Genomic DNA, 26802 nt, shown 5'->3' with positions numbered 1-26802 from the left:
GCTGCCGCCTCACCTGTCTTCAGTCATGCGCCAAGGCGGACAACCATGGCCTGACTGGAATGGCACGTTGCAACAAATGTAGGAGCGGCGGTGCGGCGATCCGACTTGCCCGCGATGCGCCGCGCGGGCGGCGCTCGATCTCATAGGCGCTGAAGATCCTAAGGCAAGCGCCGCGCGGGCGGCGCTCGATCTCCCAGGCGCAGAAAATGCTACGACGACCACACATACGGTCATCGTATCTCTTAAGCGGGATAAAAAACGATCGCGGAGACAGGCACAGGCCCGCCGCCCGCTTCCACGGGAAGTGTTCTGGGACCAGCAGAGGGTGACCGAGGAAGCGGGGGCGACCTTGCGCCGCCCCGCGATCAAAACCTAACGAAGCTGAGGGTCAAGCCGCCTGTTGGCGCTTGATCTGGGACTTGCGAACCTGGGCACGGCAGGCATCGCCGAAGGCCTGGAAGATCTTGATAGAGTCAGGGTTCTTCGCAGCTTGCCACTCCGGGTGCCACTGCACGGCGAACAGGAACGGCGAAATGCTCGGGCCGTGGATCGCTTCGACCAGGCCGTCTTCAGCATGGGCGATCGGCTCAAGGCCGGCACCCAGGTTGCGCAGGCCCTGGCCGTGCAACGAGTTGACGCGGATCTCGTCGGTGCCGAGGGTGTCACGCAGCCAGCTGCCCGGCTTGATCTTCACGCTGTGCACCTGGGCGTACTGCACCTCGACCGGGTCTTCCGGGTTTTCGCGGTGGTCGTTGAAGCCAGGTTCGGCGTAGACCTTCTGGTAGATGTCGCCGCCCAGGGCCACATTGATTTCCTGCATGCCGCGGCAGACGCCGAAGATTGGCAGGCCGCGCTTGAGCGCTGCCTTCACCAGCGGGATGTCGAACAGGTCGCGATTGACGTCCTGGCCTTTGCCCGGGGTCTGGTTTTCCTGGCCGTACAGGCTTGGCTCGATGTTGCTGCCGGCACCGGTCAGGTAAACGCCGTCGGCCATGTCCAGATAGGTCTCGAGGTCTTCGACGCCACAGCAGGTGGGCACCAGAACCGGGACGCAATCGGAGAAGTCGACCAGCGGGGTAATGTATTTGTGGGTCATGACCTGATAGTCATGGCCTTTGCGCTCTTGGCTGCCCATGGTCATCAGGACGACGGGTTTGCGCAGGGAAGGTTGCTTGTTGCCAATGTTGCTGTTGGACATATGTCACCTTATGACAGGTTCGACCTGTCGTTGTTGTGCAGGTGCACGGCCCGGGGCCTGATGTGCTACCTGAAGCCCCGAGCACTGCCGGCTCGTCAGAGGCGACGATTCCGGTCGGGGCTTGTAGACAGCTTGCCAGAGCCGTTCGATATGTCAAACGACTGGCAGGGGGGTTGGAAGGGATAGCACGCCGAAATTCGGGGGCTCAAACCCTTGCGGGCCTCAGGCGGTAAGGGTTTGGCAGGGGGTGAGGTCAATAATATTTAACGACGCAGTTGGGTCATTGCAGCGGTGCAATGAAAGGCCCTTGCTATCGCCGGCAAGCCGGCTCCCACAGGGAAATCAGGCGCATCCAAGACCTGCGCCGTACCTGGACTGCCCCCAAGGGTTGGATTGGTGTCCAACTTCTTGGAGGGGGCAGTCCATACCTGTGGGAGCTGGCTTGCCGGCGATAGGGCCAGTGGCCTTAATGAAGGATCTGCGCCAGAAAACTTTTGGCCCGTGCGGTGCGTGGTTGGTTGAAGAACACCTGCGGCGGGCTGTCCTCGATGATCTGCCCCCCTTCAAGAAACAGCACCCGCTCTGCTACCTGCCGGGCGAACCCCATTTCATGGGTGACGCACAGCATGGTCATGCCGGTGCCGGCCAACTGCACCAGCACATCCAGTACCTCGGCGACCATTTCCGGGTCGAGTGCCGAGGTTGGCTCGTCGAACAGCATGATGCGCGGTTTCATGCACAGTGCACGGGCGATTGCCACGCGTTGCTGCTGGCCACCGGACAGCTGGCTGGGGTACTTGTGCGCCTGGCTTTCGATACCCACCTTGCTCAGGTACATCCGCGCCCGCTCCTCGGCGTCCTTGCGCGACAGCCCGCGCACGCTGGTGGGCGCCAGCAGGCAGTTGTCCAGCACGCTCATGTGCGGGAACAGGTTGAAATGCTGGAACACCATGCCGATCTCGCTGCGCACCTGGGCCGCCTGGCGGGTGGTGGCGGCGAGGTCCGTACCGGCCACCTGGACGCTGCCGTGTTCTGCGACCTCCAGGCGGTTGATGCAGCGGATCAGGGTGGATTTGCCCGAGCCGGACGGGCCGCACAGCACGATGCGCTCGCCTTCGCGCACCTGCAGGTCGATGTCGCGCAGCACGTGATAGGCGCCATAGTGCTTGTTCAGGCCCTCGATGCGGATGAGCACCGGGCGTGGGTCGGTTTCAGGGGCAAGGCTGGCAACGCTCAAAGGGGCGGTCATGTTGTGGTTCTCCCGCTTGGATTCAGTCGAAACGTGCCGCGCTGTAAGGCGCAGGGTCGGTAAAGGGGCGCTCGCCGGTGAGCAGTTCGGCCAGCAGCCGGCCGCTGACTGGGCCGAGGGTCAGGCCGTGGTGCGCGTGGCCGAAGTTGAACCACAGGCCTTCATGCCGCGGCGCCGGGCCGATCACCGGGCGCATGTCGGGCAGGCACGGGCGGCGGCCTAGCCAGGGCTTTTCGTCCAGACGCTCGCCCAGGGCAGGGAACAGCTTGCGCGCCAGCGCTTCGCAGCGTTTGAGCTGGATCTCGTTGCCCGGCGCGTCACTGGCGGCGAACTCGATGCCGGTGGTCAGGCGCACGCCACGTGCCATTGGGGCCAACACATAGCCGCCTTGGGTATCGCAGATCGAGTGCTGCAGCTGGGCGCCGCCGCGGGTGCCGTAATGCATGTGGTAGCCGCGCTTGATACCCAGCGGGATCTGGTAACCCAGGCGCTGGTAGAGGTCGGCTGACTGCGGGCCGAGGCAGGCCACCACTTCGTCGGCGGTGATCGAACCGCGCTGGCTGTCGACCTGCCACTGCCCGCCGGCCTGGCGCAGGCTGCATGCATCGCCATGCAGGAACTGCCCGCCACGCTGCACGAACAATGCGGCGTAACCACGCGTGAGGGCACCGGGGTCCTTCACGGTTTTCGGGTCCAGCCAATGGATGCCGCCGACCACGGCACTGTCGAGCTGATGCTCGCGGGCTTGCATTTGCCCGCGCTCGAGAATCTCGTAGCGCAGGCCGTAACGGGCCAGGCCCTTGAGCTCGGCCTTGGCCTGCTCGAACAACGCAGGGTCGCGGTACACCTCGATCCAGCCCTTGGCCTGCACCAGCCCTTCAAGGCCGGCGGCGGCGATCAACGCGTCATGCTCTTCGACGCAGCGCTGCACCAGCGGCAGCATATCGGCGGCAGCGCCGGCCAGCCGCCCAGGCGCTGATTGCCGCCAGTAGCGCAGCAGCCACGGCGCGGCCGTGGGCAGGTGCAGCAGGCTGTAGCGTACGTCCGGTTGGCGGTTCAGGCCGTAGCGCAGCAGTGCGCCGAATTGCCGCGGGAAGGCATAGGGAATGACGCTGGAGCGCTCGATCAGCCCGGCGTTGCCATGGCTGGTGCCGCTGCCGGGCTGGTTGCGGTCGATCAGGATCACCTGGCGCCCGCGTGCCTGCAGGTGCAGGGCGGTGCTGACGCCGACGATACCGGCGCCAAGGACAAGGGTCTGGCAATGCATGAATGTATCCTCGGTCAGTTCAAGTGGCGGCCCAGGCGGGCTTCCAGGTGTTTCAGCAGGCGCCGTACCAGCTCCACGATCACCAGGTAGAGCACAGCGGCCCACAGGTAGATCTGGAAGTCGAAGCTGCGCGAGAACGCCAGCTTGGTCACCCCCATCAGGTCGTAGATCGTCACCAACGAGGCGATGGCGCTGGCCTTGATCATCAGGATCAGCTCGTTGCCCAGCGGGCCGATGGCCACCAGCAACGATTGCGGCAGGATCACCTTGAAGAAGGTGGTCGAGCGTTTCAGGTTCAATGCCCGTGCGGCTTCATGCTGCCCGGGCGCCACCGCCATCAGGCTGCCGCGGAAAATTTCGGCCTGGTAGGCGGCGGTATTCAGGGTGAAGGCCAGCAAGGTGCACAACCAGGCTTCGCGGAAGAACCACCAGAGGCCGACGTCCTGCCAGAAGCCCTTCAACGAACCCAGGCCGTAATACAGCAGGAACAGCTGCGCCAGCAGGGGCGAGCCGCGGAAGAAGTAGACGTAGCCGGCGGCCAGCCGTTGCAGCACCAGGTGGCGCGACATCCGCGCCAGCGCCAGCAGCAGGCCGAGCACGGCGCCGAGGCTGAAGGAAATCGCCACCAGCTTGGCCGTTACCAGCAAACCATCCACAAAACGCGGCCCGTAGCGTTCCAGTAGCTCGGGGTCGAGCACCAGGTTCAGCAGTTGTTCGGCACTCATGTGCGTGCTCCTTGCAGGTGACGGTTGCTGCGCCGTTCGATGAAGGCGAACACCCGCCCCGACAGTGCTGCGAACAGCAGGTACCCCAGGCAGGCCACGCCATAGAAGAACATGGGCTCTTTGGTGACGCTGACCGCGAGGTTGGTTTGGCGCATCAGGTCGACCAGCGAGATGGTCGATACCAAGGAGGTGTCCTTGAGCAACGACAGCCAGTTGTTCGAAAGCCCTGGCAGGGCAATGCGCGTCAGCTGTGGCAGCACTACCTGGAAGAACGCCGTGCGCCTGCCCAGGCCCAGCGCCGAGCAGGCTTCAAGCTGGCCTTTGGGCAGGGTCTTGAAGGCAGCCAGCCAGATCTCGCTGGAAAACGCGGCGAACACCAGGCTGAAGGCGATCATGGCGGCGAGGAAGGTATTGATCAGGAACTCACCCTGGTAGCCCATCGCGGCCAGCAGCTTCTGCGCAGCGATCTGGCAGCCGTAATAAATGATCAGCAGGGTCAGCAGCTCGGGCAAGCCACGGAACACGGTGGAAAAGCAGGTTGCCCAGGCGCGCGCCAGGCGTTTGCGTGAGCGCGCCGCCAGGGCCACGGCCAGGCCCAGCGGCAGGCCGATGGGCAGGCAGGCGAGGGCCAGCGACACGGTCACCAGCGCGCCGGCCAGCAGCGCCTGGCCCCAGCCGCCACTGGCGAAGGACAGCAAGGACAATTGATCGAGCATGACACATACCTTGTATTGGCTGGCCCGGCCTCAATCGCCGGCAAGCCGACCCCACAGGTGTCGCAGCGAACCTGGGATCTCTGTGGGGGCCGACTTGCGGCGATTGGGGCGGAAAGTCAGTTATAGATGTCGAAGTCGAAGTACTTGCTGGCGATCTTCTGGTAGGTGCCGTTGGCGACGATCGCTGTCAGTGCGGCATTCAGGCGCTGGCGCAGCGCCTCGTCGTCCTTGCGCACGGCAATGGCGGCATCGGCCTTGGTCCCGGCCACGTCGCCGAGTACCTTGCAGCAGTCCTGGCCGTTCTTGGTCATCCACTCGTGCAGCGGGAACTTGTCGGCGATCACCCCGTCCAGGCGGCCGGCGGCGAGGTCAGCGTTGGCCTCGTCCAGGGTCGGGTAGAGTTTCACGTCGGCGCCGGCCTTGGCGTATACATCTTCGGCATAGATCGCTTGGGTGGAGGACGACTGGGCGCCCACGGTGTAGCCGTTGAACGTGGTCTGAGCGTCGCTGATCTTGCTGTCCTTGGCCACGGCGACGGTCAGCGGGGTGCGGTAGTAGTGCTCGGTGAAGGCGATCTTCCTGCGCCGCTCTTCGGTGTCGATCATCGAGGCCACCACGGCATCGTACTTGCGCGCCATCAAGGCGGGGATGATGCCTTCCCAGTCCTGGGCGACCAGGGTGCACTCCACTTTCATCTGTTCGCACAGGGCGTGGGTGATGTCGATGTCGAAGCCATGCAGCTGGTTATCGGCATCCACATAGTTGAAGGGCGGGTACGCGCCCTCGGTGGCGAAGCGCAGGGTTTCGGCGCTGGCGGCCCCCGCCAGCAGCAGGGCACACGCCCCCACCATAGCCATGGTCTTGTTCATCTTGCACCTCTTGCACTCTTGCTATTGTTGTTTGCCCGTCGTGTAGCCGACGAACTCGTTATGTAGAGCGGCAGTCGCTTCCAAGCGTTTTTCAACATCCGGCCCAAGTTTCTTGCAGACCTCGTTGACCATCAGGTGCACCCACGACAGCATCGCCGAGGTGGATTCCCAGAACAGATTGAATTCGGTGGGGATGCGGAACACCTCGTCGGCGTTGGCATCGGCCCAGTCACAGAACGTGTCGGTCACCAGCGTCACGGGTATGCCGGCCTGGCGTGCCTTCTGGCACAGCAGCAGGGCATGGCGGGAATAGCGGCGCGCCTCGAACACTACCAGGGCGCTGTTTTCCGGGCGGCCAAGCAGCACGTCGCCAAAGTGCCCAGCGCTGCCGTCCACCACTTGCACGCCATCGCGCAGGTAGTGCAGCAGGTGCGCCATGCACTGGGCGACGCCGCGCTCGGTCTGAAAACCGGCAATGAACACCCGTGGCCTGTCCGCCAGGCGCTGGGCGGCCTGGTGCCAGGCATCGCTGCGGCTGTATTCATGCACCCGCACCAACGCGGCGATTTCCAGCTCCAGGCTGCCCGCGCGGTGGCTGTCATCGTGTTGCTGGCGATACTCCTGCAAACGGTCGCCCACCAGCCACGGGCCGTCACCCAAGTCGCTCTGCAGGTCTTGCTTGAGCGCCTTGAGATGGGCATAACCGAGGGAGCGGCAGAAACGCCCGACGCTGGATTCGCTGACCCCCAGCTTGTCTGCGATGCTGGCAGAGGTCTGAAAAGGCAATTGCTGAAGATTGGCGAGCATGTAGCTGGCGATCTTGTGGCCCGAAGCCGTGGCCCCTTGCAGGCTGTTTTCCAGGCGTTGCTTGATCGGTTGGCTCATGCCGCTGCTCCAGGTGAGGCGTGGAATAGAAAATGGATGTTTTCTGTCACTGCGTCAATATTTGACAGATAGCTGTCACATGCAGGAAAGTTTTTGTCGCTGCCAATGCTGTTGCCATTCCAAATCCAAGAAAGGAGCTTCAGATGTCTGCACCTTCCACCGATCCCGTCGTGCGCGTGCCTTTTGCCGAGCTGCAGGGCCTGTTGCAAGCGATCTTCCAGCGCCACGGCTGCAGCGAGGCGGTGGCCGGCGTGCTCGCCCACAACTGCGCCAGCGCCCAGCGTGATGGCGCCCATAGCCACGGGGTATTTCGTATTCCCGGGTATGTCTCGACCCTGGCCAGCGGTTGGGTCAACGGCCAGGCCGCGCCGCAGGTGAGCGATGTGGCATCCGGTTATGTCAGGGTCGATGCGGGCGGTGGCTTTGCTCAACCGGCCTTGGCGGCAGCGCGTGGGCTGCTGGTCGAAAAGACTCGCAGTGCTGGTATCGCGGTGCTGGCGATCCACAATTCGCACCACTTCGCCGCGTTGTGGCCGGATGTCGAGCCGTTCGCCGATGAAGGCCTGGTGGCGCTGAGCGTGGTCAACAGCATGACCTGCGTGGTGCCGCATGGTGCGCGCCAGCCGCTGTTCGGCACCAACCCTATTGCGTTTGCGGCGCCGTGTGCTGGGCATGACCCGATCGTCTTCGACATGGCCACCAGCGCCATGGCCCATGGCGACGTGCAAATTGCCGCCCGTGCCGGCCAGCCGTTACCCGAAGGCATGGGCGTGGACGCCGACGGCCAGCCGACCACCGACCCCAAGGCCATTCTCGAAGGGGGCGCACTGCTGCCGTTTGGCAGCCACAAGGGCTCGGCGCTGTCGATGATGGTCGAACTGCTGGCCGCGGCACTGACCGGTGGGCATTTTTCCTGGGAGTTCGACTGGTCGGGCCACCCGGGCGCGAAAACGCCGTGGACCGGGCAGTTGATCATCGTCATCGACCCGAGCAAGGCCGAAGGCGACCGCTTTGCCCAGCGCAGCCGTGAGCTGGTCGAGCAGATGCAGGCGGTGGGGTTGACGCGGATGCCGGGCGAGCGGCGTTACCGGGAGCGTGAAATTGCCGAGCGCGAAGGGGTGGCGGTGACCGAGCAGGAGCTGCAGGGCCTGAAGGCGCTGCTCGGCTGAGTGCCCTGTGCATTCTTGCATAGACAACCTTGCACATTAGGTGATGTTCCTTCCCGCCGACTCCGGGTATCCTCAGGGCAGCCTTTCCGAACTGTCCTGATCCAAGGAGCTGCACGCTGTGTTCAAACATGTCGATGCCTATGCCGGCGACCCGATCCTCTCGTTGATGGAAACCTTCAAGGCCGACCCGCGCGCCGACAAGGTCAACCTGAGTATCGGCCTGTACTACGATGAGGCCGGCGTGGTGCCGCAGCTGGCGGCCGTGGATGCGGTGGAAAAACGCATTGCCGGTGTTGACCACGAAGCCTCGCTGTACCTGCCGATGGAAGGCCTGGCCAGCTACCGCCAGGCCATCCAGGCGCTGCTGTTCGGTGCCGACCACCCGGCCGTGACCGGCAAGCGCGTGGCCACCGTGCAGACCGTTGGCGGCTCCGGCGCGCTCAAGGTCGGTGCCGACTTCCTCAAGCGTTACTTCCCGCAGTCGGAAGTCTGGGTCAGCAACCCGACCTGGGACAACCACCGCGCCATCTTCGAAGGCGCCGGGTTCAAGGTTAATAGTTACCCGTACTTTGACCAGACTACCCGTGGCGTCGACTTCGACGGCATGCTGGCCACCCTGCAGACCCTGCCGGCCAACAGCGTGGTGCTGCTGCACCCGTGCTGCCACAACCCGACCGGCGCCGACCTGACCCAGAACCAGTGGCAGCAAGTGGTGGAAGTGGTGAAGGCTCGCCAGCTGATTCCGTTCCTCGACATCGCCTACCAGGGCTTTGGCGAAGGCCTGGTTGAAGACGCCTACGCTATCCGCGAAATGGCCCGTGCCGGCGTACCGTGCCTGGTCAGCAACTCGTTCTCGAAAATCTTCTCGCTGTACGGCGAGCGGGTAGGGGGCTTGTCGGTGGTCTGCGACGACGAAGCCACTACCCAGAGCGTACTCGGCCAGCTCAAGGCCACTGTGCGCCGCAACTACTCCAGCCCACCCAACTTCGGTGCCCAGCTGGTGGCCGGCGTGCTCGGCGATGCTGCCCTGAATGCCCAGTGGGAAGCTGAAGTGGAAGTGATGCGCAAGCGTATCCTCGACATGCGCCAGGCGCTGGTCGATGCGCTGGCGGTGCTGCTGCCAGGCCAGGACTTCCAGTTCTTCCTGCGCCAGCGCGGCATGTTCAGCTACACCGGTTTCAGCGTCGAGCAGGTCCGTCGCCTGCGTGACGAGTTTGGTGTGTACCTGATCGACAGCGGCCGGGTGTGCATGTCCGGCCTGCGCCCGGCCAACCTGCAACGGGTTGCCGAAGCGTTCGCTGCCGTTCAGAAGTGATGTGACAAGGGGGCTGCTTTGCAGCCCATTCGCGGGGCAAGCCCGCTCCCACAAGTGCTGAGTTGCACCTGTGGGGGCGGGCCTGCCCAGCGAAGCGGCCCTCCTGGTGCCACCTTGTTGTCATGACAAGTGCAACCGTCCCTCGGACGGGGCTTCGCAACCGCCCACTTTCAGTGCACAATCGCGCCCCTCTTGATCTGGTTGGGGTGCACGAAGCGTCTGTTTCGCCATTCCCAGCCCTGTTGCAGTCTTGCGAGTGGAGCTACACCCGGAATGAATGAGCAGGCCCCAAGCGTCGAACGGCGCTATGAAGAATCAACCCCGGCCGCCCTGGGCAGCTGGTCGCGTCAAGACACTACCTGGATGCTGGGCCTGTTCGGCACCGCCATCGGTGCAGGCACCTTGTTCCTGCCGATCAACGCTGGCCTCGGCGGGTTCTGGCCGCTGATGATCCTCGCCGCACTGGCGTTCCCGATGACCTACTTCGCCCACCGTGGCCTGACCCGTTTCGTGTTGTCCGGGCGCAGCGGCGGCGACATCACCGAAGTGGTCGAAGAGCATTTCGGCATCACAGCCGGCGCACTCATCACCGTCCTGTACTTCTTCGCCATCTTCCCGATCCTGCTTATCTATAGTGTGGCGCTGACCAACACGGTCACCAGCTTCATGGAGCACCAGCTGCACATGGCGCCGCCGCCACGGGCGTTGCTGTCGTTCGTGCTGATCCTCGGTTTGCTGGCCATCGTGCGTTGCGGCGAGCAGGCCACGGTCAAGGTCATGAGCCTGCTGGTCTACCCGTTCATCGTCGCCCTGGCGCTGCTGGGCCTGTACCTGGTACCGCACTGGACCGGTGGCATCCTTGACAGCGCCACCCAGCTGCCGTCGGGTTCGGCGTTCCTGCACACCGTGTGGCTGGCGATTCCGGTGATGGTCTTCTCGTTCAACCATTCGCCGATCATCTCGGCCTTTGCCGTTGACCAGAAGCGCCGTTACGGCGAGCACGCCGACGAGCGCAGCGGCCAGATCCTGGCCCGCGCCCACCTGCTGATGGTGGCCATGGTGCTGTTCTTCGTGTTCAGCTGCGTGCTGACGCTCGACAGCGCGCAACTGGCCGAGGCCAAGGCGCAGAACCTGTCGATCCTGTCGTACCTGGCCAACCACTTCAGCAACCCGACCATCGCCTTTGCCGCGCCGCTGATTGCCTTCATTGCCATCGCCAAATCGTTCCTGGGCCACTACATCGGTGCCAGCGAAGGCCTCAAAGGCATCATCGCCAAGACCGGCGCGCGCCCCGGCGCCAAGGCGCTGGACCGCGTGGTTGCCGCGCTGATGCTGGTGGTGTGCTGGATCGTCGCCACCCTCAACCCGAGCATCCTCGGCATGATCGAATCGCTCGGCGGCCCGATTATCGCCGTGCTGCTGTTCCTGATGCCGATGTACGCCATCCGCCGCGTGCCCTCGATGCGCAAGTACAGCGGCGCGCTGTCCAACGTGTTCGTGGTAGTGGTCGGGTTGGTCGCGCTGACCTCCGTGGTGTACGGCCTGCTGGCCTGATTCGCTGCTGGGCGTAGGAAGTGTCCGGGTTGGCTGTCGCCACCCGGACGTTTGTCCACAAGAATTAGCCATTAATGGAACAATTTCACCGGACCCCATAGGCACCCGGCCACCTTCATGCTTAACTCAGGGTCCTTTTCAAACCCCGCATAAGGATTTCGTCCCATGGCTCAAGTGACGCTCAAAGGCAACCCGGTTCAGGTCAACGGCGAACTGCCGAAAGCCGGTGCCCAGGCTCCTGCTTTCACCCTGGTAGGTGAAGGCCTGGCCGACAAGTCGCTGAAGGACTTCGCCGGCAAGCGCAAGGTGCTGAACATCTTCCCAAGCGTCGACACCCCGACCTGCGCCACCTCGGTGCGCAAGTTCAACGCCCAGGCCAACGATGTGGCCAACACCGTGGTGCTGTGCATTTCCGCCGACCTGCCGTTCGCCCAGGCTCGCTTCTGCGGCGCAGAAGGCCTGGAGAACGTGAAGAACCTGTCGACCCTGCGCGGCCGTCAATTCCTCGAAACCTACGGCGTCGCCATCGCCGACGGCCCGCTGGCCGGCCTGGCTGCCCGCGCCGTGGTGGTGCTGGATGAGAACGACAAGGTGCTGCACAGCGAGCTGGTTGGCGAAATCGCCGACGAGCCTAACTATGATGCGGCGCTGGCTGTTCTGAAGTAAGGATTGCGGGGGCAGGGCGGTTTTTTGTCGCCTGTTCCGGCCTCTTCGCTGGCAAGCCCGCTGCTACAGGTACTTGTTGGGCAACGGAACTCTCCACCCCCCATCCTCTCCAAGCAACACCCTGTAACGGCCCGGAACGCTTTCCGGGCCGTTTTCATTTAAAGTTCAACCTTTTGGCAACGTCAGGCAAAGGTAAACCTCTGGTAAAGGGCCTTTGCTAAAACGATGCCAGTGCTTATCGTTCACCCTCCCAAGTCGTCATTCCGAACAAGGTTCGTTCAACCCATGCAAGCTTCTGTCTCCCGATCCCCCCGTCGCTGGCTCGTCGGCCTGCTGATCCTGCTGCTGGTGGCCTTGCTGGCCTGGTGGCTGTGGCCCGCCGCAACGCCTGCCAACAAGGAGGGCGGCGGGGGGCGGCCGGGCAAAGGCATGGGCATGATGGGCGGCCGCCCAGGGTTCGGTGGCTCTACCGAGGCAGTGCCGGTGCGGGTCGAGCCGGTACGGGTGGGCGACTTCCCGCTCTACTACAAGGCCCTGGGCACGGTCACTGCGACCAATACGGTCAACGTGCGCAGTCGGGTGGCCGGCGAATTGGTGAAAATCCACTTCAAGGAAGGCCAGCAGGTCAAGGCCGGCGACCTGCTCGCCGAAATCGACCCACGCTCCTACCGCATCGCGCTGCAGCAGGCCGAAGGCACGCTCGCGCAAAACCAGGCACAGCTTAAAAACGCCCAGGTCGACCTGGCGCGCTATAAAGGCCTGTACGCCGAAGACAGCATCGCCAAGCAGACGCTCGATACCTCCGAAGCCCAGGTCGCGCAGTTCCAGGGGCTGGTTAAAACCAACCAGGCCCAGGTCAACGATGCTCGCCTGAACCTCGACTTCACCCAGATCCGCGCACCGATCAATGGCCGCGTGGGCCTGCGCCAGCTGGACCTGGGCAACCTGGTGGCAGCCAACGACACCACAGCGCTGGTGGTCATTACCCAGACCGAGCCGATCAACGTCGCCTTCACCCTGCCGGAAACCGAGCTGAGCACTGTGCTCGAGCGCTACCGCAGCGGCGCCAGCCTGCCGGTCGAGGCCTGGGACCGCAGCGACAGCAAACTTCAGTCCACCGGCGTGCTGGGCAGCATCGACAACCAGATCGACACCACCACCGGCACCCTGAAGTTCAAGGGCCGTTTCGAGAACAAGGACCTGGCCCTGTTCCCCAATCAGTTCGTCAACGTGCGCCTGCTGGCCGATACCCTCAAGCAAGTGGTCATGGCTCCGGCGGCGGCGATCCAGTTCGGTAACGACGGCACCTTTGCTTATGTGGTCAATGCCGAGAACACGGTCAATGTGCGCAAGCTCAAGGTGGGCGCCACCGACGGTGAGAACAGTGTGATCCTCGAAGGGCTGAAGGCGGGTGACCGGCTGGTGCTCGAAGGCACCGACCGCCTGCGCGAAGGCACCAAGGTGGAAGTGGTCGAAGACAGCTCGCAAGTGCCGACCACCCCAGGCCAGCACCTGCAGGGCCAGGACTCGAAAGGTTCGGCGCAGGCCGGTGAAGCGGCAGGCAAGGCGGGCGCATGAACCTGTCGCGCCTGTTCATCCTCCGCCCGGTCGCCACCACGCTGAGCATGCTGGCCATCGTCCTGGCCGGCCTGATCGCCTACAAGTTGCTGCCGGTGTCGGCCTTGCCCCAGGTCGATTACCCGACCATCCGGGTCATGACTCTGTACCCGGGTGCGAGCCCACAGGTAATGACCAGCGCCGTGACCGCGCCGCTGGAGCGCCAGTTCGGGCAGATGCCGGGGTTGACCCAGATGGCCTCGACCAGCTCGGGCGGTGCCTCGGTGCTGACCTTGCGCTTCAGCCTGGACATGAACATGGACGTTGCCGAGCAACAGGTGCAGGCGGCGATCAACGCCGCCAGCAACCTGCTGCCCAGCGACCTGCCGGCACCACCGGTGTACAACAAGGTCAACCCGGCCGATACGCCGGTACTGACCCTGGCGATTTCCAGCAAGACCATGCCGCTGCCCAAGCTCAATGACCTGGTCGACACCCGCGTGGCGCAGAAGCTTGCGCAGATCAGCGGGGTGGGCATGGTGAGCATTGCAGGCGGCCAGCGCCAGGCCGTGCGCATCAAGGTCAACGTCGACGCACTGGCCGCCAACGGCCTCAACCTGGAAGACGTGCGCACCCTGATCGGTGCGTCCAACGTCAACCAGCCCAAGGGCAACTTCGACGGCCCGACCCGGGTGTCGATGCTCGACGCCAACGACCAGCTGCGCTCCCCGGCCGAGTACGCCAACCTGATCCTGGCTTACAACAACGGCGCGCCACTGCGCCTGAAGGACGTTGCCGAAATCGTCGACGGCGCCGAGAACGAGCGCCTGGCGGCGTGGGCCAACCAGAACCAGGCAGTGTTGCTGAACATCCAGCGCCAGCCGGGCGCCAACGTCATCGAAGTGGTCGACAGCATCAAGCAACTGCTGCCGTCGATTACCGACAACCTGCCGGCTGGCCTCGACGTGTCGGTGCTGACCGACCGTACCCAGACCATCCGCGCCGCCGTCACGGACGTGCAGCACGAACTGCTGATCGCCATCGTTCTGGTGGTGATGGTCACCTTCGTCTTCCTGCGCCGCGTCAGCGCCACCATCATCCCCTCGATTGCCGTGCCGCTGTCGCTGATCGGCACCTTTGGCGTGATGTACCTGGCGGGCTTTTCGATCAACAACCTGACGCTGATGGCCCTGACCATCGCGACCGGTTTCGTGGTCGATGACGCCATCGTCATGCTGGAGAACATTTCGCGGCACATCGAAGAGGGTGAAACCCCGATGCAGGCAGCGCTCAAGGGCGCCCGGCAGATCGGCTTCACCTTGATCTCGCTGACTTTCTCGCTGATTGCCGTACTGATCCCGCTGCTGTTCATGGCCGATGTGGTCGGCCGCCTGTTCCGCGAGTTCGCCATTACCCTGGCGGTGGCGATCCTGATTTCCCTGGTGGTGTCGCTGACCCTGACGCCAATGATGTGCGCGCGGCTGCTCAAGCGTGAACCGAAGGAGGAAGAACAGGGCCGCTTCTACCGTGCCAGTGGCGCCTGGATCGACTGGCTGATCGAACACTACGGGCGCGGCCTGCAGTGGGTGCTGCGCCACCAGCCGCTGACCTTGCTGGTGGCCGTGGCCAGCCTGGGCCTGACTGTCGTGCTGTACATGGCGGTGCCCAAGGGCTTCTTCCCGGTGCAGGACACCGGCGTGATCCAGGGCATTTCCGAAGCGCCGCAATCCACCTCGTTCGCCGCCATGAGCGAACGCCAGCAGGCCCTGAGCAAGGTGATCCTGCAGGACCCGGCGGTGCAGAGCTTGTCGTCCTACATTGGCGTGGACGGCGACAACGCCACGCTCAACAGCGGTCGTCTGCTGATCAACCTCAAACCCCACGGCGAGCGCGACGTGACCGCCGGCGAAGTGATCAGCCGGCTGCAACCGCAGCTCGACAAGCTGGTAGGCATCCGCCTGTTCATGCAACCGGTGCAGGACCTGAGCATCGAGGACCGGGTCAGCCGCACCCAGTACCAGTTCAGCCTGTCCTCACCCGACGCCGACCTGCTCGCGCAGTGGAGCGGCAAGCTGGTCAGCGCCCTGCAACAACGGCCAGAACTGCAGGACGTGGCCAGCGACCTGCAGGACAAGGGCCTGCAGGTGTACCTGGTGATCGACCGCGACATGGCCAGCCGCTTGGGCATCAACGTTTCGCAGATCACCAACGCCCTGTACGACGCCTTCGGCCAGCGGCAGATTTCGACCATCTACACCCAGGCCAGCCAGTACCGCGTGGTGCTGCAGTCGCGTGACGCCGCCAGCATCGGCCCGCAGGCGCTGGAGTCGATCCACGTCAAGGCCAGCGACGGTGGCCAGGTACGCCTGTCGGCCCTGGCGCGCATCGAACAGCGCCAGGCCCAGCTGGCCATTTCGCACATCGGCCAGTTCCCGGCGGTGATGATGTCGTTCAACCTGGCCCACGGTGCGTCCCTGGGCGAGGCGGTCAAGGTGATCGAGCAGGTGCAGCAGGAGATCGGCATGCCGATCGGCGTGCAGACCAAATTCCAGGGCGCTGCCGAGGCGTTCCAGGCGTCGCTGTCGAGCACCTTGCTGCTGATTCTCGCCGCCGTGGTGACCATGTACATCGTGCTCGGTGTGCTGTACGAAAGTTACATCCACCCGGTCACCATCCTCTCGACCCTGCCGTCGGCGGCGGTCGGCGCCTTGCTGGCGCTGCTCATCAGCGGCAACGACCTGGGCATGATCGCGATCATCGGCATCATCCTGCTGATCGGCATCGTCAAGAAGAACGCGATCATGATGATCGACTTCGCCCTCGAGGCCGAGCGCCACCAGGGCATGACCCCGCACGACGCGATCTACCAGGCGGCGCTGCTGCGCTTCCGACCGATCCTGATGACCACCCTGGCAGCGCTGTTCGGCGCCATACCGCTGATGCTGGCCACCGGCTCCGGCGCAGAACTGCGCCAACCGTTGGGCCTGGTCATGGTCGGCGGCCTGCTGGTGAGCCAGGTACTGACCCTGTTCACCACACCGGTCATCTACCTGTACTTCGATCGCCTGGCACGCCGCTGGCGCCCGGCCACTGACGCCAGGCAGGCCGAGGCATGAACCTGTCCGGCCCATTCATTCGCCGGCCCGTGGCGACCATGCTGCTGAGCCTGGCGATCATGCTGCTCGGTGGCGTCAGCTTCGGCTTGCTGCCGGTAGCGCCCTTGCCACAGATGGACTTCCCGGTGATCGTGGTGCAGGCCAACTTGTCCGGCGCCAGCCCCGAGGTGATGGCGTCCACGGTGGCCACGCCGCTGGAGCGAAAGCTTGGCAGCATCGCCGGTGTTACCACACTGACCAGCAGCTCCAACCAGGGCTCGACCCGGGTCATCATTGGTTTCGAGCAAGGCCGGGATATCGACGGCGCAGCGCGCGAGGTGCAGGCGGCCATCAATGCCACCCGCAACCTGCTGCCCAGCGGTATGCGCAGCATGCCCACCTACAAGAAGATCAACCCGGCGCAGGCACCGATCATGGTGCTGTCGCTGACCTCGGATGTGCTGCAGAAGGGCCAGCTGTATGACCTGGCCGACACCATCCTGTCGCAGAGCCTGGCCCAGGTCAGTGGGGTAGGGGAAGTGCAGATCGGTGGCAGCTCGCTGCCCGCGGTGCGCATTGCCGTCGAGCCGCAACTGCTCAACCAGTACAGCCTTTCGCTGGACGAAGTGCGTACCGCCGTGGACAACGCCAACCAGCGCCGGCCGATGGGCTTTGTCGAAGACAGCGAGCGCAACTGGCAGGTGCGGGCCAATGACCAGCTGGAAAAAGCCAAGGACTACGAACCGATCGTGATCCGCCAGGAGAACGGCACAATCCTGCGCCTGTCCGACGTGGCGACCATCACCGATGGCGTCGAGAACCGCTACAACAGTGGCTTCTTCAATGACCAGAGCGCGGTGCTGCTGGTGGTCAACCGCCAGACCGGCGCCAACATCATCGAAACCGTCGACCAGATCCACGCGCAGTTGCCGGCCTTGCAGTCGCTGCTGCCGGCCAGCGTGCAGCTGAATGTGGCCATGGACCGCTCACCGGTGATCAAGGCTACCCTCAAGGAGGCCGAGCACACGCTGTTGATCGCTGTGGTGCTGGTGGTCCTGGTGGTGTACCTGTTCCTTGGCAGTCTGCGCGCCTCCTTGATCCCCACCCTGGCGGTGCCGGTGTCACTGGTGGGCACCTTCGCGGTGATGTACCTGTGCGGCTTCTCGCTGAACAACCTGTCGCTGATGGCGCTGATCCTTGCCACCGGCCTGGTGGTGGACGATGCCATCGTGGTGCTGGAGAACATTTCGCGGCACATCGAGGACGGCCAGCCGCCCATGCGCGCAGCGTTTCTCGGTGCCAAGGAGGTCGGCTTCACCTTGCTGTCGATGAACGTCTCGCTGGTGGCAGTGTTCGTCTCGATCCTGTTCATGGGCGGCATCGTGCGCAACCTGTTCCAGGAGTTCTCGATCACCCTGGCGGCGGCGATCATCGTCTCGCTGGTGGTGTCGCTGACCTTGACGCCTATGCTCTGTGCCCGCTGGCTGAAGCCGCATCGCGCCGAGCAGACGCGCCTGCAGCGCTGGAGCGACAAAGTGCACAAGCGCATGGTCGATGGCTACGACCGCAGCCTGGGCTGGGCCTTGCGCCACAGGCGGCTGACCCTGATCAGCCTGCTGGCGACCATCGGCATCAACATCGCGCTGTACGTGGTGGTGCCGAAAACGCTGATCCCGCAACAGGACACCGGCCAGCTGATGGGCTTCATCCGCGGTGACGACGGCCTGTCGTTCAGCGTGATGCAGCCGAAGATGGAGACCTACCGTCGCGCCCTGCTCGCCGACCCGGCCGTGCAGAGCGTTGCAGGGTTCATCGGTGGCAACAGCGGCACCAACAACGCCATGGTGCTGGTGCGCCTGAAGCCGATCAGCGAGCGCAAGATAGACGCGCAGAAGGTCATCGAGCGCTTGCGCAAAGAAATGCCCAAGGTGCCTGGCGGGCGCCTGTTCCTGATGGCCGACCAGGATTTGCAGCTTGGTGGCGGTGGCCGCGACCAGACCTCGTCGCAGTACCTGTATACCCTGCAGAGCGGCGACCTGGCTGCCCTGCGTCAGTGGTTCCCCAAGGTAGTCGCCGCCATGCGTGCGCTGCCCGAGCTGACCGCCATCGATGCCCGCGACGGCTCCGGCACCCAGCAGGTAACCCTGGTGGTCGACCGTGACCAGGCCAAACGCCTGGGCATCGACATGAGCATGGTCACCACGGTGCTGAACAACGCCTACAGCCAGCGGCAGATCTCGACCATCTACGACAGCCTCAACCAGTACCAGGTGGTGCTGGAGATCAACCCGAAATACGCCTGGGACCCCAGCACGCTGGAGCAGGTGCAGGTGATCACCAGCGACGGTGCACGGGTGCCGCTGTCGACCATCGCCCACTACGAGAACAGCCTGGCCAACGACCGGGTCAGCCACGAAGGGCAGTTCGCCTCCGAAGACATCGCCTTCGATGTCGCCGAGGGCTACAGCCCGGACCAGGCCATGGCGGCAGTGGAGCGGGCGGTGGCCAAGCTCGGGCTGCCCGAAGAGGTGATCGCAAAACTCGGCGGCACTGCCGATGCCTTCGCCAAAACGCAGCAAGGCCAGCCATTCATGATCCTCGGCGCGCTGGTGCTGGTGTACCTGGTGCTGGGCATTTTGTACGAAAGCTACATCCACCCGCTGACCATTCTGTCGACCTTGCCCTCGGCCGGGGTCGGTGCCTTGCTCGCGCTGTACGTTACGGGCGGGGAGTTCAGCCTGATCTCGCTGCTGGGCCTGTTCCTGCTGATCGGGGTGGTGAAGAAAAACGCCATCCTGATGATCGACCTTGCGCTGCAGCTGGAGCGCCACCAGGGCCTGACGCCGGAAGAATCCATCCGCCGTGCCTGCCTGCTGCGCCTGCGGCCCATCCTGATGACCACGCTGGCGGCCATGCTCGGCGCCTTGCCGTTGCTGCTGAGCCGGGCCGAGGGCGCAGAAATGCGCCAGCCGCTGGGCCTGACGATCATTGGCGGCCTGGTGTTCAGCCAGGTGCTGACCCTTTATACGACGCCGGTGGTGTACCTGTACCTGGACCGCCTGCGTCACCGATTCAACCATTGGCGTGGCGTGCGCACCGACGCCGCTCTGGAAACTCCGCTATGAACTTTGCCCAGACTCCACTCCACCACGCCCTGAAGTTGCTGACCCGCGGGCGTGGCTCGCGCCTGGTCGGCGCCGGGCTCTGCGTGGCGCTGCTCAGCGCCTGTACCCTGAGCCCGGACTACCAGCGCCCCGAGCTGAGCACGCCGGCGCAATTCAAGCAGGCTGAAGGCTGGACCCAGGCCAACCCGTCCGATGCCATTGCCCGTGGCGCATGGTGGGAGGTTTACGGCGATGCCGGGCTCAATGCGCTGGTCGAGGAGCTCAACCGCAGCAACCAGACCGTGGCGCAATCGGAAGCTCAATACCGTCAGGCTCAGGCACTGGTACGCAGCAGCCGTGCATCGCTGTTCCCCAGCCTGGACCTGAGCGCCAGCAAGAACCGTTCGGCGCAAGGCACTGGCAGCTCCAGCTCCAGCCTGTCCAACAACAGCAGCGGCATCCGCAACACCTACAATGCGCAACTTGGCGTGAGCTGGGAAATCGACCTGTGGGGCAAGTTGCGCGAAACCATGAACGCCAACGAGGCCAGCGCTGAAGCCAGCTTCGCCGACCTCGCCGCGATTCGCCTCAGCCAGCAGTCGGAGCTGGTACAGAACTACCTGCAGTTGCGCGTGATCGATGAGCAGAAGCGCCTGCTCGAAGCCACCGTCGCCACCTATGAACGGTCGTTGCGGATGACCGAGAACCAGTACCGCGCCGGGGTTTCCGGCCCTGACGCGGTGGCCCAGGCCCGCACGCAGCTCAAGAGCACCCAGGCCGACCTGATCGACCTGATCTGGCAGCGCGCCCAGTTCGAAAACGCCATCGCCGTGTTGCTCGGCAAGGCGCCGGCCGAGTTCGCCCTGGCCGACAGCAAGCGCATCCCGGCCTTGCCGCAGATCCCGGTCAGCTTGCCCTCGCAACTGCTCGAACGCCGGCCGGACATCGCCTCGGCCGAGCGTAACGTGATGGCGGCCAACGCCAACATCGGTGTGGCCCGTGCGGCGTATTTCCCGGATTTGAGCCTGAGCATGAGCGGCGGCTACTCCAGCAGCACCTTCAACAACTGGATTCAGTTGCCCAACCGCTACTGGTCGGTAGGCCCGCAACTGGCGCTGACATTGTTCGATGCGGGCAAACGCAGCGCCGAAGTGGACCGTACCGTCGCGGTATACGACCAGACCGTGGCGCAGTACCGCCAGACCGTGCTCGACGGCTTCAAGGAGGTCGAGAACTACCTGGTGCAACTGAAGGTGTATGCCGACGAGGCGGTGGTGCGCCAGGAAGCGCTGGATGCCGCGCGCGAATCGTTGCGCCTGACCGAGAACCAGTACCGCGCCGGGTTGATCGGTTACCTGGATGTGGTGAACGTGCAGACCACCGCGCTGAGCAACGAACGCAGCGCGCTTAACCTGCTTCAGGGCCGGTTGGTGGCCAGTGTGCAGTTGATTGCCGCGCTGGGTGGCGGTTGGGATGCCGATCAGGCGTTTGCCGAACAGGAGTGACCGGGGGAACGTGACGGGCTATGGGCTGACAGCAAACCGACCAGTGGCAATATGCCTGCACTCTAGCCGCGAACGCGTCTAGGGCAGGCTTCGTGCTGGTTTCGTCGCCTTATTGGAGCCGTTCCCATTCGCAAAAAGCCCGTGCGTTTCGGCAAAGCTTGAGTACAATCGTCAGTTTTTTCGGGCACCCCTGACCCGTTGCTGGAACTCCCAATGCTGACCGGTAGCTACTCCCCTTCGCTGGTGTTGATTTCGCTGTGCGTGGCCATCCTTGCGTCCTACACCGCCCTTGACCTGACCGGTCGTATCGCCACCGCCAAGGGTCGGGCCGTGTACCTGTGGATGGGCGGGGGCGCGCTGGCCATGGGCATTGGCGTGTGGTCGATGCACTTCATCGGCATGCTCGCCTTCAGCCTGCCAATCAACCTGGGCTACGACATTGGGCTCACGGCATTCTCGTTACTGATCGCCGTGCTGTCGTCCGGCTTCGCCCTCTGGCTGGTGAGCCAGCCCAGCCTGCCCGGGCTGCAGTTGGCGTTTGGCGCGTTGATCATGGGCGCAGGCATCAGCTGCATGCACTACACCGGCATGGCGGCGCTGCGCATGCTGCCGGGCATCGACTACGACCCCACACTGTTCGGCGCCTCGCTGGCAATAGCGGTAGGGGCATCGGCGGCGGCGTTGTGGATTGCCTTCCGCCTGCGCAAGCACACACCCTATGTGCGGCAGATCCGTGGCCTGGCTGCGGTGCTGATGGGCGTTGCCATCGTCGGCATGCACTACACCGGCATGGCGGCGGCGAATTTCCCAGCGGGCAGTTTCTGCGGTGCCCTGACGGGCGGCCTGCAGGGGGACAGCTTGGTGTACCTGGTACTGATCACTACCCTGGCGGTGCTGGCGGTGGCCTTGCTGACCTCGGTGCTGGACGCGCGCCTTGAAGCGCGTACCGCAGAGCTTGCCCGTTCGCTGACGCTCGCCAACCAGGAGCTGACCCAACTGGCGCTGCATGACACCTTGACCGGCCTGCCAAACCGCACACTGCTATCCGACCGGATCGAGCAGGCGATTGGCAAGGTGGCAGAGCAGGGTGGCTGTTTCGCATTGATGTTCATTGACCTGGATGGCTTCAAACCGGTCAATGATGCCTTCGGCCATCACGTTGGCGACCTGCTGCTCAAGGCGGTTGCCGCGCGCCTTCGTGGTCACCTGCACAGCCAGGACACCTTGGCTCGCATCGGCGGTGACGAGTTTGTGCTCCTGGTCGAACTGCAGGAGGCGGAAGATGCCATGGATGTAGCGGTCAAGCAGGTCAACCTGGTGTCACGAACGTTCCATGTAGCCGAACATGACCTGCAGCTGACCGCAAGCCTGGGCATTGTGCTGTACCCGGGCAACGGCCAGGACCAGCTTGAACTGCTGCGCAACGCCGACGCGGCCATGTACCACGCCAAGAGCGCCGGCAAGAACGGTTACAGCTTCTTCGACGTGTCGATGAACAGCAACGCCCGCCAGCAGTTGCAACTGCTGCAGGACCTGCGCCTGGCCCTGGAGCAGCGCCAGTTCCGCCTGCATTACCAACCCAAGTTCGACGCCCAGGCCTGCCAGCCAATCGGGGCCGAGGCTTTGCTGCGCTGGCAGCACCCGCAGCATGGCCTGCTGCTGCCGGACCGCTTCATCGGCCTGGCGGAGAAAACCGGCCTGATCATCCCGATTGGCGAGTGGGTACTGGATGAAGCCTGCCGGCAGATGCGCCAGTGGCTTGATCAGGGGCGCAAGGGGTGGCGCATGGCGGTCAACCTTTCAGCCATCCAGTTCTGCCATACCGGCCTGGTCGACAGCGTCGCCCGCGCCTTGCGTGACAACGACCTGCCGGCCAACTGCCTGACACTGGAAATCACCGAAACCACCGCGATGCACGATGCCGATGCCAGCCTGACGGTGCTGCAACGCCTGTCCGACATGGGTGTTGACCTGTCCATCGACGACTTCGGTACTGGTTATTCGAGCCTGATGTACCTCAAGCGCTTGCCGGCCAACGAGCTGAAGATCGACCGCGGCTTCGTGCGCGACCTGGAGCAGGACAGCGATGATGCCGCCATCGTCTCGGCCATCGTCGCCCTGGGCCAGGCGCTGGGGCTGCGTATCGTCGCCGAAGGCGTGGAAACAGACGGGCAACAGGACTTCCTGACCCGCCTGGGGTGTGATTCCTTGCAAGGTTATCTGCTGGGCCAACCCGTGCCGGCGGAGCAGTTCATGGACGAGTGGCAGGCCCTGCAGCAGAGCCCAGAAGCGGTCGCCTAGACCGCATTACGCAGCGCAAGGGCCGACCCGAACACTTCCATCTCCGCCTCCACGGCCTCGATGATGCGTTCGACATCCGCCGCCGCCATGATCGCGGTGCAGGGGATGCCGGCGATGGCCAGCAGGGTTTCGCCGGTGGCGCGGTCGAACAGGCGGGCGATCATGCTGCGTGGCGCATCCATGCTGGCTTCGAAGCCTAGCGGATGGAAGTGCCAACGCATCACCTGGCAGGCGTTGGGGAACGTCATCTTGTTCATGCCAGCCTCCTTGTCCGTACCTGGACGCGGTGATCGAGGGGCCGCGAAGACAGCCGCCGGGAAGCTAAAGATAGCACCGGTTCCGTGACTGTTCTGCGCCAAACAAGACAAATGTACTAATGCATGACCCCGGTCACAAAGGCGTCCTGCACACCGTTTGGCGGCAAATTGCCAGGCAAACGTTTTCCCTGCATGAAGGCAGCAGGGGTACCGGTGGGTTCTGCTATTTTTAACCCCATTCGGCGCACAACGTTTTCGGACGAGCGGTGCGAGCTGGGCAGACAGGGAGACAGTCATGCGCTATTCCACGCTCACTCAACGCATCGCCGGCGACGCCGCTGCTGCCTGGGATGTGCACTACCAAGCCCAGACGCTGCGCCGCGAAGGACGGGAGATTTTCCTGTTATCCGTGGGCGACCCGGACTTCGACACCCCCCCTGCGATTGTGGAAGCCGCGGTCAGCAGCCTGCGCCGCGGCGATACGCATTACAGCGATGTGCGCGGCAGCGTGGCCCTGCGCCAGGCCATCGCGCGGCGCACCGGCCCCCAGGTGAGCATCGAGCAGGTGGTCGTGCTGGCCGGTGCCCAGTGTGCGCTCTATTGTGTTTGTCAGTGCCTGTTCGAGGCGGGCGATGAAGTGATTGTCGCCGAGCCCATGTACGTCACCTACCACGGCGTGCTCGGCGCCTGCGGGGCGCTGCCGGTGCAGGTGCCCGTCCGCCCGGAGCAGGGCTTTCGCCTCGACCCGCTGGCCGTACGCCAAGCTATCACTGCGCGTACCCGCGCCTTGCTGCTCAACACCCCGCACAACCCCACCGGTGCAGCGATTGCGCCGCAGGACATGGCGCAACTTGCCCACCTTTGCCGTGAACACGACCTCTGGCTGATCTGCGACCAGGTCTACAGTGGCCTGCTGTATGACGGTGAAGCGGCTGACCCGGCCAACCTGCCGGGCATGGCCGAGCGCTGCGTGATCATCGACAGCGTGTCCAAGTCGCACGCCATGAGTGGTTGGCGTGTGGGTTGGGTCGTCGGCCCCAGCACGCTGGCCACACACCTGGGCAACCTGGCCATGGCCATGCTGTTCGGCTTGCCGGAGTTCGTCATGCGGGCTGCCTGCGTGGCGTTGGAACAGCACCCGGTTGTGGTTGGGCACATGCGCGAAACTTACCGGCAGCGTCGTGACCGGGTGTGCGCGGCCCTGGCCGATTGCCCTGGGGTGCGTGCCCATCGGCCGGCAGGTGGCATGTTCGTGATGGTCGATATCCGCGCTACCGGGCTCAGTGCCCAGGCCTTCGCCCAGCGCTTGCTGATCGAGGAGGGCGTTTCGTTGCTGCCGGGAGAGGCCTTCGGGCCCAGCGCCGCAGGGCATGTTCGCCTGGCGCTGGTGCTCGCGGCCGAGCAGCTCGAGGAGGTATGCCGGCGTGTAGCTGCCTGCGCCAGGCGCGTGCTAGCCGAGCAGGCCGGCCGCGATGTTGATGGTGAAGCCGAGGATCGCCGTGTTGAACACGAAGCCCACCAGTGAATGGGCCAGCACCACCTTGCGCATGCCGCGCCCGCTGACGCCGACGTCGGAGGTTTGCACGGCGACGCTGAGGGTGAACGAGAAGTAGTGAAAGTCCCAATAATCCGGGTTGCGTTCCCCGTCGGCGAAGCGCAGCGCCGGTTCATCACCCTCGCCGGTGTAGAACAGCCGGGCGTAATGCAGGCTGAAGATACAACCTATCAGCAGCCACGAGCCTGCGATGGTCAAGCTGGTGTAGAGGTAGTGCAGGGCCTGGTCGGTGCCTTGCAGGCCGCGGCTTGACGCCAATTGCAGGGTCACTGCGGCCAGGCTGGCAATGGCGGCGATGCACACGGTAAACAGCACCAGGCCCGCGTTTTCGTCTTCGACCCGAGCGACTGTGCGAACTTTCTCGGGGGTTGCCCGGCAGGTCAGCCAGAGCACCAGCAGCAGGTACAACCAGACACCGAAGTTCCAGCCGGCGAGAATGCGTTGGATGGTGTCTGCGCCTGGAATGAACCAGGCGCTGGCCAAACCTGCCAGCGCAGCAATGCTCAGGCGGGGGTGGCTACGGGTAAGGCGGTGCAGAGCCATGGGGCCTCATCGACAGGGAGTCATGGCTACCACGATAGCCTATGGGATAACATTTCAGCTCATGCCCGTGTCGAAGCCCCTGAATTTCAAGGAAATCACACTGGCCGCTTTACGCCTGGCGGGGTGCATGCCGCGCCAGGCACCGCTACAGGATCCACGTTTTGTCCGACCTTTCGCAAAATCCGCTGCTGCAATACCTCGCCAGGCTGGCACCCTCCAGCCAGCAGACCATGCGCTACATCCTTCAAGACGCTGCCGACCGGCTGGGTTTCGTTGACTGCAATCTGGTCGATGTGCCGTGGCACCGGTTGGAGCCGGGCCACGTGATCGGCCTGGTGGCGGCACTGCGCACCGATGGCTACGCGCCCAACAGCTCATCGCTGTACGTCAACGCCATACGCGGGGTGATGAATGAAGCCTGGCGTCAGGGCCTGATCGACCATGAGCAGCTGCTGCGCATTCGGGAGGTCAAGCCGGCCACCGGCAGCCGATTGCCGCCCGGGCGCAACCTGCGCCGCAGCCTGATTCGCGAGCTGATGGATGTGTGCGCAGCCGACCCACGCCCACAAGGGGTTCGTGATGCGGCAATCATTGCGCTGCTGTACGGCACCGGTATGCGCAAGTCGGAGTCGGTGGACATCGACCTGGACCAGGTGGACTTCGAAGCCCGTAGCCTGCAGGTTCTGGGCAAGGGCAACCGGCAGTTGATCAAGTATGCGCCGGTATGGGCCTTCGAAAAGCTGCAGGCCTGGCTTGACCTGCGCCGGCAGGACCTGCCTGCAGGGGCCTCGGACGACCCGTTCCTGTTCAATCGCATTCGTCGTGGCAACCACATCACCCGTGCTCGCATCACCAAGCATGCGATCTACTACATCGCCCGCCAGCGCGGCGCGCAGGTTGGGGTAAAAATCATGCCGCATGATTTTCGCCGGGCGTTCATCACCCGGGTGATCGAGGAGCACGACCTGTCGATCGCGCAGAAGCTGGCGCACCATGCCAACATCCAGACCACCGCCAGTTATGACCGGCGCGATGACAATGAGCGGCGGCGGGCGGTGGATCGGTTCGACTATTGAGGTGGGGCCGGGTGTAGGGCGGGGGCGTTTCGTTGCTTTTGAGATCGAGCGCCGCCCGCGCGGCGCTTCGCGAAGCGCTTGCCTTGGAATCTTCAGCGCCCTTGAGATCGAGCGCCGCCCGCGCGGCGCTTCGCGGGGCAAGCCCGCTCCCACATTTGTTGCAACGTGCCATGGCCTGTGAGGCCATAGTTGCCAG

General features: G+C 64.2%; 20 protein-coding genes. 11 read left to right on the top strand and 9 right to left on the bottom strand.

The features are described from left to right. Positions 1–388: 388 nt before the first annotated feature. The 7 genes from ACFY68_RS25640 to ACFY68_RS25610 all read right to left on the bottom strand — a co-directional run bounded on the left by ACFY68_RS25640 (position 389) and on the right by ACFY68_RS25610 (position 6909). The gene (locus ACFY68_RS25640) at positions 389–1198 is read right to left on the bottom strand and encodes a type 1 glutamine amidotransferase (RefSeq protein ID WP_346614324.1); all 810 of its coding nucleotides are present in this window, start codon (positions 1196–1198) and stop codon (positions 389–391) included. 466 nt (positions 1199–1664) lie between these two features. Then, on the bottom strand, positions 1665–2447 hold the full coding sequence (locus ACFY68_RS25635; protein ID WP_387533336.1) for an amino acid ABC transporter ATP-binding protein: 783 nt from the start codon (positions 2445–2447) through the stop codon (positions 1665–1667). 22 nt (positions 2448–2469) lie between these two features. Further along, entirely contained in the window at positions 2470–3714 is a 1245-nt protein-coding gene (locus tag ACFY68_RS25630; protein ID WP_387533333.1) for an NAD(P)/FAD-dependent oxidoreductase, read from the bottom strand. A 14-nt stretch (positions 3715–3728) separates the two neighbouring features. Continuing rightward, positions 3729–4439: an ABC transporter permease gene (locus ACFY68_RS25625; RefSeq protein ID WP_387533330.1), complete on the bottom strand. Its 711-nt coding sequence runs from the start codon at positions 4437–4439 to the stop codon at positions 3729–3731. Further along, positions 4436–5155, bottom strand: a complete 720-nt coding sequence (locus tag ACFY68_RS25620; RefSeq protein ID WP_387533327.1) for an ABC transporter permease — start codon at positions 5153–5155, stop codon at positions 4436–4438. The genes ACFY68_RS25625 and ACFY68_RS25620 overlap by 4 nt, the downstream gene beginning before the upstream one ends. Positions 5156–5271: 116 nt before the next feature. Beyond that, positions 5272–6024 (bottom strand): transporter substrate-binding domain-containing protein, encoded by a 753-nt coding sequence (locus ACFY68_RS25615; protein WP_387533324.1) that lies wholly within the window; start codon positions 6022–6024, stop codon positions 5272–5274. A 21-nt stretch (positions 6025–6045) separates the two neighbouring features. Then, on the bottom strand, positions 6046–6909 hold the full coding sequence (locus tag ACFY68_RS25610; protein ID WP_346614318.1) for a MurR/RpiR family transcriptional regulator: 864 nt from the start codon (positions 6907–6909) through the stop codon (positions 6046–6048). Positions 6910–7052: 143 nt separating this feature from the next. Here ACFY68_RS25610 and ACFY68_RS25605 point away from each other — a divergent pair, with 143 nt between their 5' ends. From ACFY68_RS25605 to ACFY68_RS25565, 9 genes are all read left to right on the top strand, one after another. Beyond that, positions 7053–8078 (top strand): Ldh family oxidoreductase, encoded by a 1026-nt coding sequence (locus ACFY68_RS25605; protein ID WP_387533321.1) that lies wholly within the window; start codon positions 7053–7055, stop codon positions 8076–8078. 118 nt (positions 8079–8196) lie between these two features. Further along, complete coding sequence (locus tag ACFY68_RS25600; RefSeq protein WP_346614316.1) at positions 8197–9393, top strand: amino acid aminotransferase; 1197 nt, start codon at positions 8197–8199, stop codon at positions 9391–9393. Positions 9394–9666: 273 nt separating this feature from the next. Then, positions 9667–10947 (top strand): serine/threonine transporter, encoded by a 1281-nt coding sequence (locus ACFY68_RS25595; protein ID WP_387533318.1) that lies wholly within the window; start codon positions 9667–9669, stop codon positions 10945–10947. A gap of 165 nt (positions 10948–11112) precedes the next feature. Then, positions 11113–11613, top strand: coding sequence for a thiol peroxidase (gene tpx / locus ACFY68_RS25590; protein ID WP_387533315.1), 501 nt, complete (start codon positions 11113–11115; stop codon positions 11611–11613). Between the two features lie 285 nt (positions 11614–11898). Next, positions 11899–13191: an MdtA/MuxA family multidrug efflux RND transporter periplasmic adaptor subunit gene (locus ACFY68_RS25585; RefSeq protein WP_387533312.1), complete on the top strand. Its 1293-nt coding sequence runs from the start codon at positions 11899–11901 to the stop codon at positions 13189–13191. Continuing rightward, positions 13188–16286 (top strand): MdtB/MuxB family multidrug efflux RND transporter permease subunit, encoded by a 3099-nt coding sequence (locus tag ACFY68_RS25580; RefSeq protein ID WP_387533309.1) that lies wholly within the window; start codon positions 13188–13190, stop codon positions 16284–16286. Before ACFY68_RS25585 ends, ACFY68_RS25580 begins: the two co-directional genes overlap by 4 nt. Next, on the top strand, positions 16283–19390 hold the full coding sequence (locus ACFY68_RS25575) for an efflux RND transporter permease subunit (RefSeq protein WP_387533306.1): 3108 nt from the start codon (positions 16283–16285) through the stop codon (positions 19388–19390). The genes ACFY68_RS25580 and ACFY68_RS25575 overlap by 4 nt, the downstream gene beginning before the upstream one ends. After that, a complete protein-coding gene (locus tag ACFY68_RS25570; RefSeq protein ID WP_387533303.1) occupies positions 19387–20874 on the top strand; it encodes an efflux transporter outer membrane subunit in 1488 nt (495 codons plus the stop codon). The genes ACFY68_RS25575 and ACFY68_RS25570 overlap by 4 nt, the downstream gene beginning before the upstream one ends. Before the next feature lie 213 nt (positions 20875–21087). Then, on the top strand, positions 21088–23175 hold the full coding sequence (locus ACFY68_RS25565) for a putative bifunctional diguanylate cyclase/phosphodiesterase (RefSeq protein WP_387533300.1): 2088 nt from the start codon (positions 21088–21090) through the stop codon (positions 23173–23175). Here ACFY68_RS25565 and ACFY68_RS25560 read toward each other — a convergent pair. Next, the gene (locus ACFY68_RS25560; protein ID WP_387533297.1) at positions 23172–23432 is read right to left on the bottom strand and encodes a DUF1652 domain-containing protein; all 261 of its coding nucleotides are present in this window, start codon (positions 23430–23432) and stop codon (positions 23172–23174) included. The genes ACFY68_RS25565 and ACFY68_RS25560 overlap by 4 nt on opposite strands. Before the next feature lie 295 nt (positions 23433–23727). Here ACFY68_RS25560 and ACFY68_RS25555 point away from each other — a divergent pair, with 295 nt between their 5' ends. Further along, on the top strand, positions 23728–24957 hold the full coding sequence (locus ACFY68_RS25555) for a pyridoxal phosphate-dependent aminotransferase (RefSeq protein ID WP_387533294.1): 1230 nt from the start codon (positions 23728–23730) through the stop codon (positions 24955–24957). On the opposite strand, the gene ACFY68_RS25550 is transcribed toward ACFY68_RS25555, so the two are convergent. After that, positions 24883–25530: a DUF1345 domain-containing protein gene (locus ACFY68_RS25550; protein WP_387533292.1), complete on the bottom strand. Its 648-nt coding sequence runs from the start codon at positions 25528–25530 to the stop codon at positions 24883–24885. The genes ACFY68_RS25555 and ACFY68_RS25550 overlap by 75 nt on opposite strands. Positions 25531–25691: 161 nt before the next feature. On the opposite strand from ACFY68_RS25550, the gene xerC reads away from it, so the two are divergent. Next, positions 25692–26606 carry a tyrosine recombinase XerC gene (gene xerC, locus ACFY68_RS25545; protein WP_387533289.1) on the top strand — a complete coding sequence of 305 codons (915 nt, stop codon included), beginning with the start codon at positions 25692–25694 and terminating at the stop codon, positions 26604–26606. Positions 26607–26802 lie beyond the last annotated feature (196 nt).

Source organism: Pseudomonas sp. NPDC012596 (assembly GCF_042902325.1).
Classification (GTDB): Bacteria; Pseudomonadota; Gammaproteobacteria; order Pseudomonadales; family Pseudomonadaceae; genus Aquipseudomonas.
The sequence above is the reverse complement of the archived record's forward strand: the minus strand, read 5'-3'. Positions and strand labels throughout refer to the sequence as shown.

Coding starts and splice junctions, on each gene's coding strand:
- ACFY68_RS25640 (WP_346614324.1), bottom strand. CDS start 1,198: ATGTCCAACAGCAACATTGGCAACAAGCAACCTTCCCTGCGCAAACCC.
- ACFY68_RS25635 (WP_387533336.1), bottom strand. CDS start 2,447: ATGACCGCCCCTTTGAGCGTTGCCAGCCTTGCCCCTGAAACCGACCCA.
- ACFY68_RS25630 (WP_387533333.1), bottom strand. CDS start 3,714: ATGCATTGCCAGACCCTTGTCCTTGGCGCCGGTATCGTCGGCGTCAGC.
- ACFY68_RS25625 (WP_387533330.1), bottom strand. CDS start 4,439: ATGAGTGCCGAACAACTGCTGAACCTGGTGCTCGACCCCGAGCTACTG.
- ACFY68_RS25620 (WP_387533327.1), bottom strand. CDS start 5,155: ATGCTCGATCAATTGTCCTTGCTGTCCTTCGCCAGTGGCGGCTGGGGC.
- ACFY68_RS25615 (WP_387533324.1), bottom strand. CDS start 6,024: ATGAACAAGACCATGGCTATGGTGGGGGCGTGTGCCCTGCTGCTGGCG.
- ACFY68_RS25610 (WP_346614318.1), bottom strand. CDS start 6,909: ATGAGCCAACCGATCAAGCAACGCCTGGAAAACAGCCTGCAAGGGGCC.
- ACFY68_RS25605 (WP_387533321.1), top strand. CDS start 7,053: ATGTCTGCACCTTCCACCGATCCCGTCGTGCGCGTGCCTTTTGCCGAG.
- ACFY68_RS25595 (WP_387533318.1), top strand. CDS start 9,667: ATGAATGAGCAGGCCCCAAGCGTCGAACGGCGCTATGAAGAATCAACC.
- tpx (WP_387533315.1), top strand. CDS start 11,113: ATGGCTCAAGTGACGCTCAAAGGCAACCCGGTTCAGGTCAACGGCGAA.
- ACFY68_RS25585 (WP_387533312.1), top strand. CDS start 11,899: ATGCAAGCTTCTGTCTCCCGATCCCCCCGTCGCTGGCTCGTCGGCCTG.
- ACFY68_RS25580 (WP_387533309.1), top strand. CDS start 13,188: ATGAACCTGTCGCGCCTGTTCATCCTCCGCCCGGTCGCCACCACGCTG.
- ACFY68_RS25575 (WP_387533306.1), top strand. CDS start 16,283: ATGAACCTGTCCGGCCCATTCATTCGCCGGCCCGTGGCGACCATGCTG.
- ACFY68_RS25570 (WP_387533303.1), top strand. CDS start 19,387: ATGAACTTTGCCCAGACTCCACTCCACCACGCCCTGAAGTTGCTGACC.
- ACFY68_RS25565 (WP_387533300.1), top strand. CDS start 21,088: ATGCTGACCGGTAGCTACTCCCCTTCGCTGGTGTTGATTTCGCTGTGC.
- ACFY68_RS25560 (WP_387533297.1), bottom strand. CDS start 23,432: ATGAACAAGATGACGTTCCCCAACGCCTGCCAGGTGATGCGTTGGCAC.
- ACFY68_RS25555 (WP_387533294.1), top strand. CDS start 23,728: ATGCGCTATTCCACGCTCACTCAACGCATCGCCGGCGACGCCGCTGCT.
- ACFY68_RS25550 (WP_387533292.1), bottom strand. CDS start 25,530: ATGGCTCTGCACCGCCTTACCCGTAGCCACCCCCGCCTGAGCATTGCT.